Below are 16,886 nucleotides of genomic sequence, written 5' to 3'. Positions count from 1 at the left end.
ATAGGCTTAAAGATTATTAAAGAAGGCTCAACATCTGGAGTGTTGAGCCTTCTTTAAATTGCAAGTATAAATGTACGTTTATTTAGTTTTCAATTACCAGTTTTTCAGCCTGGCCAATTGGTGGTAGGCTTCTCGTCATGATCGGACCGTAGAATGCATGAAGCTTTTGGCCAGCTTTTAGCTCCTGTATCGAAACAGGCTGATTGTCTTTTGTACCGATGATGTTTGTTTTGTTAGATACGACCAGCATGATTGTATCTTGCGCTTGCTCGGATAGCTTCGTTCCTTTTACGGTGATTTGCTTCATGCCGTTTTGTATATCCTGTACATCTGTGATTTCTCCTGTTGTGCCGAGCATTTCATTCATATTAGCATCTTTGACCGTAATCTGTACCGCGTTCGTCATTGGTGGGATGCTTAAGGTAGCCCATTTCTCCGGGCGAACATCTACATCCATTCCGAGTTTTAGATCTTTGAATGAAAGTTTCCGACCATCAGTTGTTGAAATAATGGTGGAATCTGTAATATTCAGTTTCAAACCGTTCGTGAATCCATTTATCCCAATTTGAGATTTGTCGATGCTTGTAATTACACCGTGCCTCATCATTTCTTCCGCTTTGTCAGAGATTGAAATCGTTCCGGTTTCATCAACCTGTACATTTACTTTGATTACATCACGGAAGAATGCAAGAGGGACGTATGTCTTGCTGTTCGTAAGTTCTGGTGCGACACCTAACTTAACGGGCATTTTGGCAATGTTGTAATTATCCGCACCAATTTTGATCTGGAACCACTGGTTTCCTTTCACAAGCTCAAGAGTATTGTTTTCTTTATGCCAGTTTAGTGTAAATCCAAGCGCATCCGCAATTGTGCGTACGGGAACCATAATTTGATTGTGGCTCGTATAGATGGATGTTTGATCAGGTGCATAGCCTGTTCCGTTTATAACAAGACGGTGTGTAAGTCCGTTTGCCGAATAGTCTGCTGGCATAACGGTAGGTGCTTGGGTGTAACCGTTCGTAATGTTCTTTTCTTGATCGGGTATATACATCGCATAGGCTGAGGTTGTTGTAGTGGCAAAAAGCGTCGTGAATAAGGCTGCTTTCCATAATGCTGTTGGTTTCATGATTGTGGCACATCCTTGCAGTAATGTAGTTTGGGATCCCATTCTTTTTGACGGCATATAGGCCAAAAAGGTTTCAATACAAAATATTTTTCTGTGAAATGATAATTATTATCAACGCTTTGTTTTTGTGATACACTATAGGTATTCACCACAATTCTTCGAAAGGATGGAGCGGGATGACAATGAAGCTGCGAATTTGTCCGAAATGTACAGATGATGTGAAGAAGTTGAGGAAAAAACTTGCGAGACTTGCACCGGATGCAAAAGTTTGCATGGGTTGCCAATCGATGTGCAAGCTTGGCCGGAAAAAACAATTTGTCATCGTCGGGAAAGATGAGGTTGTCACCGCGAAATCTACGAAGAAGGTGGTCAAAAAGGTTGGCAAGCTTATTAAGAAGTGCGGATAATAAATAACAGCCCTGTGGCATGCAAAACGCGATGCTACAGGGCTGTTTTGTTATATGAGCCTAGAGTTGCTCGTTTAATTGCGTAAGTTCACGGGTTGTCAGGTTACGCCACTGTCCGATTTTCAGGCTGCCAAGTTGAATGTTCATAATACGTATGCGCTGCAGCTTGACGACGTTATAGCCGAACGCCTGACACATGCGCCGAATCTGACGGTTCAGTCCCTGGGTCAGGATAATGCGGAAGACACGATCGCTGACCTGCGTTACACGACACGGTTTCGTCCGGGTACCCAGAATGCGGACGCCTTCTGACATTCCTTTTACAAAGGCAGGGGTAATTGGCTTGTTCACAGTCACGATGTATTCCTTCTCGTGGTTGTTCTCCGCACGCAAAATTTTATTAACGATATCACCGTCATTCGTCAGCAGGATTAGCCCCTCGGAGTCTTTATCGAGCCGTCCAATGGGAAAGATACGCTCTGGATGGTTGACAAAATCGACGATATTGCCCTTAATTTTATTCTCGGTTGTGGATGTAATGCCCACTGGCTTGTTCAGGGCGATATAGACCGATGTTTTTTTGGTCCCGATCGGTCTGCCGTCCACGCGAACATCATCCCCCGCTTCCGCTATACTTCCGAGTTCAGCCCGCACCCCATTGATGGTAACGCGTCCCGCTTCGATCCATTTGTCCGCTTCCCGTCTCGAACAAATCCCGGTTTCGCTTATAAATTTATTGATTCTCATACTACAATCCTTTCGCTGAATAGTCTTCGTGTATCATATCATACTCGTTATGTAAGTGGCTCTAAAACAAAGAAAACCGCCTTTGAAGGTGGTTTTCTTTGTGTAGATTATAGCTTGGGAACACGAATCGGGCTGACCATCAAGATAGCCAGGACAAGGGTAAGAAGCGGGCTGGAAAACGAGAAAAGGGCCAGAAAAGCCACCAGCAACCCGGCAAAGGTGATCGGAATTCCCATATAGTAGCCAATCGTCGGCTGGATGTTAAACCGGCCAAGCCGCCAGGCACCTGCGATTGGAAAGGCGATAAACGCAAGTGTGACAAGAAATGAAGGTTGTTCCATTGTGTGCATCAAAATAGCTGGAGCAACGCCGAAACTGACAATATCTGCGAGTGAGTCCAGCTCGACTCCCATCGGACTGTCTACTTTTAGCATGCGGGCGAGTTTTCCATCAAACAGATCACATACAGCGGCCAGAAGAATCAACAGAGCGGCCATGCGGTAATATTCGTTCATGGCAAATGTCAGCGAAAAAATTCCGCATACAAGGTTGCCGAGTGTAAAACTATTTGGGATTGAGCGACGAAAATAGCTCATGCTTCACCTCGTTATATGTTTTTGTTTAGTTAGCATTTTACCACAGTGAAGGCATGGACAGTCAAAAAATCATAGACCGACAGTATAATGGGACTGCTTTAGCAGCCCCTTACCGATGGATATGAATCATCATTTGTACTTTTGGGTTCAATGGCAACGTTTTCAGAGAGCTGGGCGCAATTTTCACATACATTCAGGTCGACACGGTGGGGATCTCCCCGCTTTACTTGAAAGCAGGAGAGGCATACATACAGATTCATGCGGTCGTCCTCCCTTCACGTTACTCCTACATTATATCACATTTTCCGGAAAGTGGTATTGTGACAGTAGATGCATTCTTGTTTATAATGGGCAGGAAGCGTTCGTCTTATTCGCAAATGACTTGGCGGACAGTAAAGAGTAAGGGGGGATTTTGATGGAAGATAAACAAAAGGGTCTGGAAGGACAGCTTGCAGATAGTTATCGCCGTGATACAAACGCGATGGTGCTTATTTTTGCGCAGTGGTGTGTAAACCATGAGCTTGATCCAATGGAATTATACAGAGAAGCGTACCCCGATCAGGGAGTTCCACCCGAGCTTGTCGGTATGCTGGAGTTAACGGTACCTAAAGAAGAAGCGGGTGAAATTGAAACCGGCACGCTGTTGAATGTATTGCTGGCGTTTGATAATGAAGCTCTAGCTTTTGCCGTGCGCAAGCGTGTTTCATCCTGAGGAGTATTCCGGTTTGTGTCTGGTGGTGCGATGAGCATAGCGTAATGACATAAGTAAGCCCCTGGAACATACTGTTTTCAGGGGCTTATCATTTTACTCAACTTTAAATTTTGTCGTCCTGGATGTCCTATTACTCGATCGTTTGTAGTGGAAGTTGTTTACCGGAGTCGGTGATGAACACTTCAGCATGCACAGTAATAGAGTCGTTAGATAATGGAATGGCTCCATTTTTTTCGATTTGTTTCCACGTTTTGATTTCTCGCTTGTATAATGTCTCGGATAATTGATACACATCCGCATGTAATTCCAATGCTTTTTGATAGGTATGTTGCACTTCTTTCTCAATGATTTGGCTTGCCTGCTTCTGTAAAAAATCAATGTCGTTATTTTGATCAAATTCATTAATAGTGGCCTTAGTCTTTATTTTAATATCAAATTGAACGGTTTTCCCCGATATACGTGGGTGAATATGAACGTTAGTTTTCTCAATGACCAGGCCAGCAATTGACTTTCCGTTCTTTTTTATAATAAGCTCGTTCCGCTTTGACTTTTTGGTCATCCAGCGCATTCCGGCTGTCTCATTTCCGTGTAAAAACCCTTTGAATTGTTTGGGAGTAATAATGGTTACACCGTCTACTTTAATGGCAGATCGAGGTTTGTCATTAGATTCCCATGTATTTTTTGTCATGCTTACTGTTGGAATAATTGCATCATGTCCGGGTTCGTCTAATTGCATAATAAGCTCACGCATGTTAATCGGGCGAATGAAAGAGCTTTGATTGTAATTATTGTAGGGTTCAGAAACTTTGTTTAACGCTGTGGAGAACTCAATCATAGGTAACGATAATAGTATGTCCCGGAGCGAACTTGTATGCTTACCAGAGCCTTTCGTACCGAACATCCATATGCGATAGCGTGTTTCCCGATAGCGATCCATCAAGTCAATGACAGGGTTTATTCCTTGCTTGAGTGCGGCTTCAGTCATGACAACGAAGCTTAGATGTCCCCAGAATACGCGCCGTTGTGTAGACTTATACAAGTTAAAAATCGCCTGATCTATACTTTCGCCTGAAGCGTGACCGATTTCGACCTGGGCAGGTTCGCCTCCGCCTCCTGATTCTGATTTAGCTAATTTTCCCACATTTATAATTTGTAAATAGACGATATAGTGCCCGTTTTTGTAGTCAACGCCCATTCCGTGTAAATACACCATGCGTTCGGGTTCATTCCCATCCCAGCACCCCGGCAATAAAAGAAGGAGGGGAATAAGCAGTGTTACCATGATCTGTTTTAGCATCATGAGTTCTCTCCGGTCCGGGTTGGGTCTTGTGGATCAAGTGCCGAAGGACGGTGAGTATACTTTTGAGCGGGCAAACGAAATACCGCCCGCAATATATTTTGTACGTTTACACGGGTCGCTAATCCTAAATAAGGCGCACCAAATGTCCGGATTCTGGCGACGTACAGCAAGATAAAGAAAGAAGCTGAGAAAAATCCGGGAAAACCGAATATGGATGAGAGGATCAGAATAAAAAATCGCAGCAATGTAATGGTACCAATTAACGGCTGATTCACAAGGGTGAATGTAGAAACGCTTGAGGCACCAATAATGACAAGCATTGCCGGACTCGTCAAACCAGCACGAATGGCTGCATCCCCCATAATTAAACCACCGACTACGCTAAGTGTTTGACCAATAGCCATCGGCAATCGCATGCCTGCTTCACGAAAGAGCTCAAATAAAAGTAGCATTAATATCGCTTCCAATCCACTTGGCAGCGGCACACCTCTGCGAGATTCGACAACGGTAGCAAGTAACGTAAGTGGGATTTGGTTTTGGTGGAAAGATGTAAGTGCTACCCAGAATCCGGGCAATAGAGTTGCCGCTAGTACGCCAAAAATACGCATAACTCGTTCAAATGAATTGTATAGAAAGGTATATTCGTTATCTTCTCCTGCTTTTAATAATAAGAATAAATTTGCCGGTGCGATAATAACATAGGCGATCCCATCCACGAGAATAAGAAATCGTCCGCTTAGCAATCCCTGAACGGCAAAATCAGGACGCCCGGTATACTGATAGCGTGGAAATAACGTGTACGGGTGATCGTTAAGTAATTCTTGTAGTTGATTGCCGCTGTGAATACCGTCAACGTCAATCGCCTGTAAGCGCTCTTTGATTTGTTGCAAAATAGCTGGACTGGCAATGTCGCTCATATACAGCACGCCCACAGTCGTTTTCGTGCGTTTGCCGACAATAAAGCGTTCATATGACAATGTAGTAGTACGCAGACGCTTGCGAATAAGCGCTACATTTACGGTGATGTCTTCGATGAAATCATCGCGTGGGCCATTGATGGTCACTTCGGTTTTTGTTTCTTCTGGTTGTCGTTGGGGAACATCAGCAATATCGATGGCAAACAGTACGTTAGCCTGCATGAATGCAACAAGCAACTTCCCGGAAAACACAGCATCTATTGCTTGCTCCTTCGTTTTGATTTCTTGCAGACCTGATACATGTAAACGTGCTTGAATCGTATTTTTAGATACGGTGCTTTCGTGTTGAAAAAACTGGTGTAGCCGCCCCAGAATGACCGTATTGATGCTGTCATTTTTCACCATGCCCTGGCAATATATGAACAACACAACATGCTGGTCGAAATGAAATCGTTGGAATGTAATGTCTTCACACTTATGAAACAAGCCTCGTAGCGTTTGCTCATTCATTGTTGCGTGCTTCCTTTCTTGCGTGTGATACGTACAAGCAGGGTGAGTAAGAGAGATAATCCGATCATAAAAAATACAGTCATTGGCAGTAACACGTCTTTGAGAAGGGTGTGTAACTTCATATCACTAATTGGTAGCTGTGTAAGTATGACAACAACGACAAAAGTGACAAACCATAAGATGTTTCGATTGCGTTTCTTCTGGATATTGAGCAATTCGATCATGACAAGCAGTAATAAGGAAGTTCGAATAAACACCCCTGAGAACCATTGGTAAATCGATAAATAATCGAGATGTTCAACAAACTGACCGATTTGCACCAGCCCCCATTCTTCATAGGCCGGATATTGTTGTTTGGAAGCTTCCACGGGACCGAATTCAGCAATGGCTCCGATTAGTGGACCCAGGGTAAGTCCGACAAGAAGCAAGATATTCACCACAATATGGCGGTAGCGAAAGGGAGTCATAATTTTTTGTTGAAGCAAGATAAACAGAATAAGCTCTATTATTCCAGATTGTGGATAAATAGATGCTTTCAAAACAGGTTTGAATCCGTTCTCTAATACAGGTAACAGCAACGAATAGTCTTTAAATTGCAGATTAACAATCGCGACAAAAAAACCTAGAACAAGCACGACTGCTAACAAAAAAAAGTTAACAATGGATAAGGTGCGCAATCCAGATGCTGCTGCCAGACAACAAAGCGAGCCAAGTATAACTCCTCCGAATGGAAGTGGTGTGCTTGGTAGAAAATTTATCTTTATCCATATAATTGTATCTCGTAATGTATAAGCAGCTTGTAAAGTGATATAGATACAAATCATAGCTATGATAATGATGGTGAAAAATTTTCCAATTCGCTGTGTGAGCCACTGAGTAATGTGTTGTTGTTGCATTCCGTTATGGATGTATATCAACAATAAGCCCCAGAGTAAGCTGAAAATAAGCGCAATAAGTAAGGAAATCCAGGCATCACGGCCAGCGCTCTGCAGCAAGGGAGGGATGATTAGTACATGATTTTTGAACCCAATTGCCGTCATGCTTAGCAATGTCATATGAAATATCGTAATCGACTCCGAGTTTTGCATCGTACCCCTCTTTCTGTAAGCGGCTTATGTGTAATGTTTCCTGAAACGTATTTTTTATTTCCTTAAAGAAAATTTTTGCAATCAGACATGTGTTCTCTCTTCTCTTAAACACTCTGAGTAAGTCGGAAATTAGGGTATAATAAAAAAATACAGAAGAGGTTAGGAGGGATTACGTTTGTCTGTTATGTTTTCAAGTCCAGCTATGATTATGCTTTTTATTATAGGTGTTATCATTTTGATTGTATTTTTCGGTGGGATTGTGACGGCGATTACGCAGACTGTTCGTGGCAACCTGCGCGTTGATTATGATGCGATCGCTGCGAAAAATTCGTTGGAAGATGAACAGCGGCGCAAGCAACTGAAGCAGCGGTCGCGGTAAGGAGATGTAGAACAGTTCTTAAAAACGTAGACAACCATCTACAAACATAGAAAAACCACTCCATTATTTCGGAGTGATGCGATTTTGAAGCAACGTCATAATGTAATTGGATAAAGACCGGTGTTCCTTTTTCGCCTCTTCCTGCAATTACTCTTTCAGTTCTTTTGGGGGTGAAAGTAGATGTTACGTGGATGTAAGACGGAAATCTATCCTACACCAGAGCAAGCGGACAAGATCAACCGAACCATTGGGACGTGTCGATTTATTTACAATCTGTATCTTTCCAAGAATAAAGAGCAGTACGAGAAAGATAAGACGTTCCTTACAGCCAACGACTTTTCCAAACTTGTAAATCATGATATTTCTAAGCAAGATGAGTATAAGTGGATGAAGGAAGTATCATCCAAAGCGGTTAAACAGGCGATGGTGAACGGGGAGAAAGCGTTCAAAAAGTTCTTTAAGGGATTAGCCAAGTATCCACGCTTCAAGAAGAAAAAGAATCAGGATGTAAAAGCTTATTTCCCTAAGAACAACCAAACAGACTGGACGGTAGAACGGCATCGCATAAAGATGCCTACGCTTGGATGGGTACGCCTGAAAGAAAAGGGCTATATCCCGGTAAACGCAAAGGTACGAAGTGGCACAGTATCACAAAGAGCAGGTCGATATTTTGTTAGTGTATTGATTGACGTACAGGAGCGTTATGAGCAAGCAGAACGAGGAGACGGCATTGGAATTGACGTGGGAGTAAAAGATTTTATGAGTGAAAGTGACGGGCAAGTATTCGGCAATATCAACAAAACTTCCGCAATTAAGCGCACAGAAAAGCGACTGAAACGAGCGCAACGTGCGTTATCAAGAAAATATGAGCAACGAAAGAGAGGTGAAAAGTCTGCCACTTATCGCGGAAGTAACATACGCAAAGCTGTGTTGAGAGTGCAAACGTTGCACATGCGACTTGCTAATATACGTTCAGCGTACCGTTCCTATGTTGTGAGTATGCTGGTGAAAACCAAGCCAGCATTTATCACATTGGAGAAATTAAACGTAAAAGGAATGGTCAAGAACAGACATGTAGCAAGAGCCGTTTCCAATCAGGGATTCTATGATTTCAAGTTGAAACTTCTATCCGTATGTAGGAAGTACGGGATTGAAGTGCGAGAAGTCGGTGCGTTTTATCCATCGTCTAAGCTATGTAGTTGCTGTGGGCATAAAAAGGTACAACTCTCCCTAAGTGAGCGTACTTTCATCTGTGAAAACTGCGGAATAAGCTTAGATCGTGACTTCAACGCATCCTTGAATCTGAAACAAGCAACGGAATATACCGTATTAACCTAACGAAGCGGTGTATATGTACCGATGGCTAGTCGGGAATTTACGCCTGTGGACTGTCAAACAAACCGTAGTAGCGGGCAAGTGGCGAGACGGGGCAGGATGAAGCAGGAAAACTCTTAACATAGACGTTTGTCTATGTTTTAAGTGGCAGAGGCCATGTTTGATCCGACGATTTATGAGAATATGAAAGTTGCCCTTGAAGGAGCCGTGTATGATCTTGACCTTGCGGGTGCTATCCTGGTAACAGCACGGAAAGATCGTGTGGACCTGGCGACGATGTCCCGTGAATACCGGATTGAGTTTCAGGATCGGGAAGCAAGAGGAGGCGAGAAGCCTGCTGCGCGTATGACGCTGCTTGCAAGCGCGTCTGATCTTGCGGGAGAAGTGCTGGAGCTTGCGCCGATCGAGCGCCTTGGTTGCCTGCTGCGCGTGTCATTTGCCCTGTATGTGGACAGCCTGGCAGAATGTGAAGAGATTGCGGACATGCTCGTAGACGTATGGGGGGGACGACCGGAGATTAGGCAGTCTCTGTCTTTTGTATACGATCCTGAGGGAGCTCCGATCCGGTACGAGAATACGGTGACGCTTGATTTTGGACGTAAGATTAACGAAGATAATGTAGAAGATCTTGTGAGCATTGTGGATCATACAGTGCTGTCATTGCGGCGATTGAGCGGTCAGGAATAGCAGGGAAAAAGAGAAAGAGGCTGTCCAAAAAGCCAGAACATGGCATTGAGGCAGCCTCTTTCTTACGATTAGACTTTAAAACGACTTACAACTTCATTCAGCTCTTCTGCTGATCGTGACAACAGGGTAGAAGCGCTCGCCACTTCCTCCATAGAAGCAGTCTGTTCTTCTACAGCTGCCGCTACGTGCTGCGTATTCTCAGCAGCCAGTTCAAAGGTATGAGTAAGATCGTTCATAGCTTGTACGATTTGGGTAATGCCGGACTGAATCTTTATAAATGAATCAGTAGCTTCTTCAATCTGAGTAGACACGCCTCCAACAGCGGTACGAATCTCTTCAAAAGCATGAGAAGCGTTGCTGACCATCGTGATGCCTTCGTTTACAGCTGTACTTCCTTCCTGCATGGCTTCTACTGCATTTCCGCTTTCTGTTTGAATTTGTGTAATCAGTGTATGAATTTCACCGGCTGCATTGGCCGATTGTTCGGCCAGTTTGCGGACTTCATCCGCCACAACTGCGAAGCCTTTCCCGTGTTCTCCAGCACGTGCTGCTTCAATGGCAGCGTTAAGAGCAAGCAGATTGGTTTGTTCAGCGATAGATGTAATTAATGATAGAATATTTCCGATTTCTTCCGACTTCTGTCCGAGAGTATTGACGACATCAGAAGAGCGGTGGACTTTTTCGTGAATGGTCGTAATCTGCTTCCGCATGTTTTCCATGACTTCAATCCCTGTGGTAGAAGTGCTGGCTGCATGATGAGAAGCTCCGTTTACACTCTGGATCTTTTGCGTGATAAGCTGCATGCGGTCGGATACATTTTCTACGAGGCGGTTTGTATCCGATACGATTTTTGATTGAGTATCAGCCCCGGAAGCAACTTCTTGAATCGAGACGGCAATTTGTTCGGTTGCCTGGCTTGTCTGTTCTGCGCTCGCTGTCAGTTGCTCAGCGGTCGCGGCTACATGGTGAGAGTTATTGGATACATGACCCATCAGATCACGTATTTTTCCTGTCATATCATTGAAGTTTTGAGCCATCTGACCAAATTCATCCGCTGAGTTAACGGCAATCGTCTGTGTGAAATCTCCTTCTGCCAGCACCAGGGAAGCGTCATTAATTTTTTTAATATTCGATGTAATATAGCGGCTATACAGTAAAATAACGGCCACAATGACAAAAATGGAGATGACACTGATGAGCAGTAAGCGGTTAAGCAGCGATTGCAGTGGAGCAAACAGTTCTTTTTCCGGCATCACCATAGCGAGTACCCAGTTTGTATGAGGGATTTTTGTGAAGAACAGATCGTTTGTCCCGTTTTGATCGGTGAAAGAAGCTCTCCCTTTTTGTTCGGTAAGCATGCTGTTGGCTAGCTTGGCCAGTGACGCATTTGGATCTTGATTCAACTTTGTGGTCATTACTTTCTTTGCATCAGGTTGTGCGAGATAGGTGCCATTGCTGTCGAGAAGAAATGCCCACCCGGTAGACCCGACTTTTGTTTCGGTCACGATTTTTTGCAAGTTAGTTAAATTAATATCGCCTGTTGCTACACCGATAAAGTTTTTGTTCCGGTCGTAAAGAGGAACAGATGCGGTTACCATGGAAACCTGGGTCACAGAATCAAAATAAGGAGCGGTATAGGCAACGGGATCTTTAGAAGCCTTGCCCGCTTTGTACCAGTCCTGATTAGGGTAATTGTACGCTTCTTTGCTGTACTCATCTGTATGGGAGATAGAGCCGTTATTGCGATACGCATAGTACGAGAAGTATTTGAGACCTGGACGGTAGTGGTACGGTTCAAAGAAAACACCCAGACCGAATGTATCTTCATTTATCCCTACATTATTTTTCAGCATAGCGATATACTGGTCCGGTGTGAGGGAGGCAGCACTTACTTCTATAGAACGTGCCAGCCCTTCTGTTACCTTACTGTGAGCCGTAATTCGGTTTTGTAAAGCTGTACTGACGCTGTCCAGTTGATAATTCATTTTCTGGGAAATTTCATTTTCGATGAGGGAGCGGGAATAAAAATAAGAGATGAAAACAAGAGCGATAAGTGTAAGGATGGTCACTGGAAGAATGGAAAGCATAGTACGTAGTTTAATGCTTGAGAATCTCATAGAATTCCCCCCATGTAATTGCTGAATATTTTGTTTTTCTTAATTATAACACAAATGATGGGTATAAAGTATTGGTAATAATAGAGTAAAAGCACCGGGATTCCCCGGTGCTTTTATAATCGGCAATTATTCGTTCATCATGAACCGGAATGTATCCGCCCGGTTATGATTATGACTCTACAATATCATGGAAAGTTATTTCTAGTTCAACATCGTTTTCCACGGAATCATCAAACATAAGAGCGGGGTGGTCAGCTGTCCGGACGGTCATAATCTGTTCGAGAGAATTCCGGTCCCGGCCAGGCGGAATTTCTTGATACAGCCATGGATGAATCGCAAGGATAATCTGAATGATGGAGCCGACCGTATGAGAGCGGTCCAGGTGGATGTCCATCGTTTCAGATGATTGTTTCCCGTGTATTGTGACTCGCATCTTATATTTCCTTTACGTATTTATTCACTTTTCGTACCGCGCTGGACTGACTGATGCCCAGCAGTTCGGCGAGTTCGTACGTACTGCGGCATGTCTCATACGCCCGTCGTACAATCTGGCCTTCGTACCAGTCAAGCTGCTCTTTCAACGGCAGGGTGGAAACCTGTGCCGGTGGCTCTTCATTGCGTTCGTCGGCTAAGGCGCCTGCGATGTGTGCCGCTGTTAGCTCGTCCTCGTCAACGGTGACGACCAGACGCTCAAGAAAATTACGCAGCTCCCGGATGTTTCCCTGCCAGGACGCCCGCCTAAGCTCCTCTGCACCTGTGTGAGTAAGGCGCTTAGCGATGCCGTACTGCTCCTTGAATTCATCAAGGAAGCGTAAGGCTAGTGGGACAATATCCTCCCGTCGTTCGCGCAGTGGGGGAACGGTGATGGGAATGACATTTAACCGGTAATAGAGGTCGCTGCGGAACGTCTTGGTCTCCACTTTTTGTTTTAAATCTTGATTCGTGGCGGCGATGATACGTACATCTACATGAACAGGGGTGGTGCCGCCGACGCGGAAAAACTTCCGTTCCTGCAGGGCAGTAAGCAGCTTAGCCTGTACAGTTAACGGCAGCTCTCCGATCTCGTCAAGGAACAACGTGCCCCCGTTTGCCGCTTCAAACAACCCTTTTTTACCCTTCTGCAACGCACCGGAGAAAGCACCGGACTCATAGCCGAACAGCTCGGATTCAATGAGTGATTCCGGCAGGGCACTACAGTTGATAGAAAGAAGTGGGGCAGCCCGGCGTGCACTTAAATTGTGCAGGTAGTGAACGAGGTGGGTTTTACCGACACCCGATTCACCGAGCAGAAGAATCGTACTGTCTACCCGGGCTACTTTTTCTACTTTAGCTAGAATTTTCAGCATGGCTGGACTGCGTACAGTCAGTGTCATGCCGGAGGATGCTTCCTGGTTTTGGAGAGCTTCCTCGTAACTTTCGACCCTCTCTTGCAGCTGGTCTAGTTGTTCACGCAGGTGTAGAAGCTCGGTAATGTCACGTGAGTTACTAACGACCCGGATGACTTCACCATCTGATGAGAACACGGGTGTTGCGGTAACCAGTAACTTCCGTCCGTTCTGCGTCTCTTGAATGAGGTTAATACGCTCTCGCTTCTTGATGACATCAAGGGTCGCGGAGCGTGAAAAAATGCCATCTGCGACAAGATCATTAACGTGTCGTCCAATGATATCTTCGGCTGCAAGTCCGTAATTGCGTTCGCACGCACTATTGACCCGAACGGTGTAGCCTGCGCCATCCGTAACGAAAATCTCGTCATACGAAGCGTCAAATACGCTTTGTAATTCAGCGTACAGATGCTCATATTCTTCTGGTGCATGCAAGATTTTTGTCTCATGTGGGAATACGACCCATATGGAAGCATGAGTGTCTGCTGGAATATGTCCTTCCCAGAGATACCCATCGAGTGCAAACTGTGTGTCACCACTTGTCAGGCGACGATGGATATGCCCGGCAAGCGTATCCACCGTCCAGCCATTCATAAGATACCATTCTTTAATCCGTTCGTTGTACTGGAGAACATCTTCGTCAAGCCGGCAAAAGCCGAGAGCAAATTGGTCAAGAAATGGTGCAGGATCAAACTTTGTTGTCATGAGACGTCTCCTTTATGTGCAGGGCGCCGTCATTGACAAGCGCTTCGCGATTAGCGGTTGCGGTTAAAGCAGATCAGCTTCATCTCGGTCATTTCTTCTGTTGCATATTTAATGCCTTCGCGTCCCATTCCGCTTTCTTTTACACCGCCGTATGGCATTTGGTCAACACGGAAAGTAGGGAAGTCGTTAATCATCACGCCGCCCACTTCAAGGCGATCTGATGCATAGAAAGCACGTTCGATATCATTGGTATAGAATCCAGCTTGCAGTCCGAAACGGGAATCGTTCACCGCGTCGATTGCTTCATCTAGCTCATCGTATGGGCTGATGACCACAACTGGGGCAAATGTTTCCTGGCAGCTTACTTTAGCATGAGGTGGAACATCGACGATCACAGTTGGCTTCACGATGCTGCCTTCTGTACCGCCTGTCAGCACGCGTGCGCCAAGTTTGTGGGCTTCGTCTACCCATTCCGCAATCCGGTCTACATCGCGTTGTGAGATCAGAGCTGAGATGTCTGTACTCTCATCAAGCGGATCACCGATGCGAAGATTGTTTGTTTCCACTACGAATTTTTCGACAAATGCATCGTACAGTGAACGATGTACATAGATGCGCTGCAGGGAGATGCATACCTGGCCCATGAATGTGAATGCTCCTGTTACGGTGCGTTTCACAATACGGTCGATATCATAACCTTCGTCAATGATCAGACCAGAGTTCGAACCAAGTTCAAGCACCACGCGTTTCAGTCCTGCTTTCTGGCGGATCAGCGTACCGACTTCCGGGCTACCTGTGAACGTAACAAGCTTCACACGCGGATCGATTGTCAGCTCATCGCCTACTTCGCTGCCCGGTCCAGGAATGACCTGAAGAGCGCCTGCTGGCAACCCTGCTTCTTCAAATAGATCCGCGATGAAGTAAGAAGATAGCGGTGTTTGATCGGCTGGTTTGAGAACGACAACGTTGCCAGCTGCGAATGCAGGTCCAAGTTTGTGTGCTACCAGGTTGAACGGGAAGTTGAAAGGTGTAATAGCACCTACAACGCCAAGCGGCTCACGAACGGTGTACGCTACGCGATTCTCACCCATGGCAGACGCATCGAGAGGAATGGTTTCACCATGCAGGCGGCGTGCTTCGTCAGCTGCGAACTGATACGTTTCGACTGTACGGGCGATTTCGCCACGTGCAACCGTGATTGGCTTCGCCGCTTCAAGAGCAAGAATACGTGCAGCTTCTTCTTTTCGCTCAGCGAGCAGGCGAGATACCTCCTGCAGGATAGCAGCGCGGCGGTGGGCCGGCATTTTTGCCATTTCTTTCGCAGCGATGTCCGCATGGTCGATCGCTTTTTTCATGTCCGCACGTGTTCCAACGGCCACGTCAGCGATAACCTCCCCAGTATGTGGGGAGCGGAGCTGTTTGTAGGAAGAGGCTTCCTTCTTTTCGCCTGCAAGATACAGGTGTTTCTTTTCTACGGTTTGAGTCATGGGTTACGCTCCTTTCGTCTGATCAATTAGCGGTTTTGTAGTGCGGACACAGCGACTGCGAGTGATTCTTCGATGATATCGAGGCCTTCTTCAAGCTGCTCATCTGTGATTACGAGTGGCATTAATACGCGAAGCACATTGCCAAATAGACCAGCGTTTAATGTAATAAGTCCACGTTTGTTAGCTTCAGCAACGAGGTGAGTTACAACGTCTTTGTTTGGTTCGCGTGTTGCACGGTCCATAACAAACTCAATTGCGCACATCGCGCCAAGGCCACGCACATCTCCAATTATATCGTATTTCTCAGCAAGACGGGCGAAGCGCTCCATAACTTTAGCACCGACATCGTTTGATTTTTTGTTGAGATCGTGTTTTTCAATGATATCGAGTACAGCCAGTGCTGCGCGGCAACCGAGTGGGCTTCCTGCGTATGTGCCGCCGAGTTCGCCTGGGTTTGCTGCTTCCATGATTTCTTTGCGACCGATAACACCACTGATCGGTACACCTGCACCTAGTGATTTAGAAACTGTCATCAGATCCGGTACAACATCGAAGTGTTCGATGGCAAATGTTTTACCTGTGCGGCAGAAGCCTGTTTGGATTTCATCCGCTACGAACAGCATGCCGTGTTCTTTACAAATCTTAGCTACGCCTTGTACGAATTTTTGTGATGGAACGACGAAACCGCCTTCTCCTTGTACAGGTTCCATAACAACAGCTGCGACCATTTCTGGTGCAACATCGCCTTTGAGGAATGTTTTGAACTCATCGAGGATGTATGTGTCGTAATCTTCCTCTGTCATGCCTTCTGGACGACGGTATGAGTAGTGGTATGGTGCTTTATAGATTTCAGATGCGAATGGACCGAATTCATATTTGTAAGGTTTTACTTTACTTGTCATTGACATAGTCAGCAGCGTACGACCGTGGAAACCACGTGAGAATACGATAACAGCCGGGCGTTTTGTATATTTACGAGCGATTTTAACAGCGTTTTCCACTGCCTCTGCGCCACTGTTGAGGAACATAACTTGTTTATCATGATCTCCTGGTGCGAGTTTAGCCAAACGCTCTGCAAGTTCAATGTATGAGTCGTACATCATAACGTTGAAGCCTGTATGAATGTATTTGTCAACTTGATCGTGCAGGGCTTCGACAACTTCTGGTGCACAGTGACCAACGTTGATTGTACCGATTGCGCCTGCGAAATCGATGAATGTGTTGCCGTCTACGTCAGTAAGGAGTGCGCCTTCCGCGCGTTCTACAAATGTAGGGATGCCATAGCTGACGCCTTTTGGAACATACTGCTGGCGACGGTTGAGCAGTTCTTGTGCTTTCGGGCCTGGTACTGGTGTTTTTACATTGGCAAATTTATAAGACATGGGGTA

16 protein-coding genes are annotated in these 16,886 nt (G+C 45.4%); 5 read left to right on the top strand and 11 right to left on the bottom strand.

What is annotated here, in order from left to right; genetic code table 11:
- Window positions 1-82: 82 nt before the first annotated feature.
- On the bottom strand, window positions 83-1,126 hold the full coding sequence (locus CB4_RS19450; protein WP_157738070.1) for a copper amine oxidase N-terminal domain-containing protein: 1,044 nt from the start codon (window positions 1,124-1,126) through the stop codon (window positions 83-85).
- Between the two features lie 176 nt (window positions 1,127-1,302).
- On the opposite strand from CB4_RS19450, the gene CB4_RS19445 reads away from it, so the two are divergent.
- Entirely contained in the window at window positions 1,303-1,533 is a 231-nt protein-coding gene (locus CB4_RS19445) for a DUF1450 domain-containing protein (RefSeq protein ID WP_096467353.1), read from the top strand.
- Between the two features lie 60 nt (window positions 1,534-1,593).
- Here the strand turns inward: CB4_RS19445 and rluF are convergent, their stop codons facing one another.
- Both rluF and pssA read right to left on the bottom strand, forming a co-directional pair.
- A complete protein-coding gene (gene rluF, locus CB4_RS19440; protein ID WP_096467352.1) occupies window positions 1,594-2,280 on the bottom strand; it encodes a 23S rRNA pseudouridine(2604) synthase RluF in 687 nt (228 codons plus the stop codon).
- 107 nt (window positions 2,281-2,387) lie between these two features.
- Window positions 2,388-2,876 (bottom strand): CDP-diacylglycerol--serine O-phosphatidyltransferase, encoded by a 489-nt coding sequence (gene pssA, locus CB4_RS19435; RefSeq protein WP_096467351.1) that lies wholly within the window; start codon window positions 2,874-2,876, stop codon window positions 2,388-2,390.
- A 415-nt stretch (window positions 2,877-3,291) separates the two neighbouring features.
- On the opposite strand from pssA, the gene CB4_RS19430 reads away from it, so the two are divergent.
- Window positions 3,292-3,588, top strand: a complete 297-nt coding sequence (locus CB4_RS19430) for a hypothetical protein (RefSeq protein WP_096467350.1) — start codon at window positions 3,292-3,294, stop codon at window positions 3,586-3,588.
- Between the two features lie 130 nt (window positions 3,589-3,718).
- On the opposite strand, the gene CB4_RS19425 is transcribed toward CB4_RS19430, so the two are convergent.
- From CB4_RS19425 to CB4_RS19415, 3 genes are read right to left on the bottom strand one after another with little or no spacing between them, the layout of a single operon-like run.
- Window positions 3,719-4,888 carry a Ger(x)C family spore germination protein gene (locus CB4_RS19425; protein ID WP_096467349.1) on the bottom strand — a complete coding sequence of 390 codons (1,170 nt, stop codon included), beginning with the start codon at window positions 4,886-4,888 and terminating at the stop codon, window positions 3,719-3,721.
- Window positions 4,885-6,315: a spore germination protein gene (locus CB4_RS19420; protein ID WP_096467348.1), complete on the bottom strand. Its 1,431-nt coding sequence runs from the start codon at window positions 6,313-6,315 to the stop codon at window positions 4,885-4,887. Before CB4_RS19420 ends, CB4_RS19425 begins: the two co-directional genes overlap by 4 nt.
- Window positions 6,312-7,403, bottom strand: a complete 1,092-nt coding sequence (locus CB4_RS19415; RefSeq protein WP_096467347.1) for an endospore germination permease — start codon at window positions 7,401-7,403, stop codon at window positions 6,312-6,314. The genes CB4_RS19420 and CB4_RS19415 overlap by 4 nt, the downstream gene beginning before the upstream one ends.
- A 175-nt stretch (window positions 7,404-7,578) precedes the next feature.
- On the opposite strand from CB4_RS19415, the gene CB4_RS19410 reads away from it, so the two are divergent.
- The 3 genes from CB4_RS19410 (at window position 7,579) to CB4_RS19400 (ending at window position 9,804) form a co-directional block, all read left to right on the top strand.
- Window positions 7,579-7,782: a hypothetical protein gene (locus CB4_RS19410; RefSeq protein WP_096467346.1), complete on the top strand. Its 204-nt coding sequence runs from the start codon at window positions 7,579-7,581 to the stop codon at window positions 7,780-7,782.
- Window positions 7,783-7,962: 180 nt separating this feature from the next.
- The gene (locus CB4_RS19405) at window positions 7,963-9,120 is read left to right on the top strand and encodes an RNA-guided endonuclease InsQ/TnpB family protein (protein ID WP_096467345.1); all 1,158 of its coding nucleotides are present in this window, start codon (window positions 7,963-7,965) and stop codon (window positions 9,118-9,120) included.
- A 141-nt stretch (window positions 9,121-9,261) separates the two neighbouring features.
- A complete protein-coding gene (locus CB4_RS19400) occupies window positions 9,262-9,804 on the top strand; it encodes a hypothetical protein (protein ID WP_231956077.1) in 543 nt (180 codons plus the stop codon).
- Between the two features lie 68 nt (window positions 9,805-9,872).
- Here CB4_RS19400 and CB4_RS19395 read toward each other — a convergent pair whose 3' ends face one another.
- From CB4_RS19395 to gabT, 5 genes are all read right to left on the bottom strand, one after another.
- Complete coding sequence (locus CB4_RS19395; RefSeq protein WP_096467343.1) at window positions 9,873-11,921, bottom strand: methyl-accepting chemotaxis protein; 2,049 nt, start codon at window positions 11,919-11,921, stop codon at window positions 9,873-9,875.
- 169 nt (window positions 11,922-12,090) lie between these two features.
- Window positions 12,091-12,354, bottom strand: coding sequence for a hypothetical protein (locus CB4_RS19390; protein WP_096467342.1), 264 nt, complete (start codon window positions 12,352-12,354; stop codon window positions 12,091-12,093).
- A gap of 1 nt (window position 12,355) precedes the next feature.
- A complete protein-coding gene (locus CB4_RS19385; RefSeq protein WP_231956076.1) occupies window positions 12,356-14,011 on the bottom strand; it encodes a sigma-54 interaction domain-containing protein in 1,656 nt (551 codons plus the stop codon).
- Window positions 14,012-14,061: 50 nt separating this feature from the next.
- A complete protein-coding gene (locus CB4_RS19380; protein WP_096467341.1) occupies window positions 14,062-15,498 on the bottom strand; it encodes an aldehyde dehydrogenase family protein in 1,437 nt (478 codons plus the stop codon).
- 26 nt (window positions 15,499-15,524) lie between these two features.
- Window positions 15,525-16,880: a 4-aminobutyrate--2-oxoglutarate transaminase gene (gene gabT / locus CB4_RS19375; RefSeq protein WP_096467340.1), complete on the bottom strand. Its 1,356-nt coding sequence runs from the start codon at window positions 16,878-16,880 to the stop codon at window positions 15,525-15,527.
- Window positions 16,881-16,886 lie beyond the last annotated feature (6 nt).

Source organism: Aneurinibacillus soli, assembly GCF_002355375.1.
Classification (GTDB): domain Bacteria; phylum Bacillota; class Bacilli; order Aneurinibacillales; family Aneurinibacillaceae; genus Aneurinibacillus; species Aneurinibacillus soli.
This window is presented reverse-complemented; position numbering and strand designations above follow the sequence as displayed.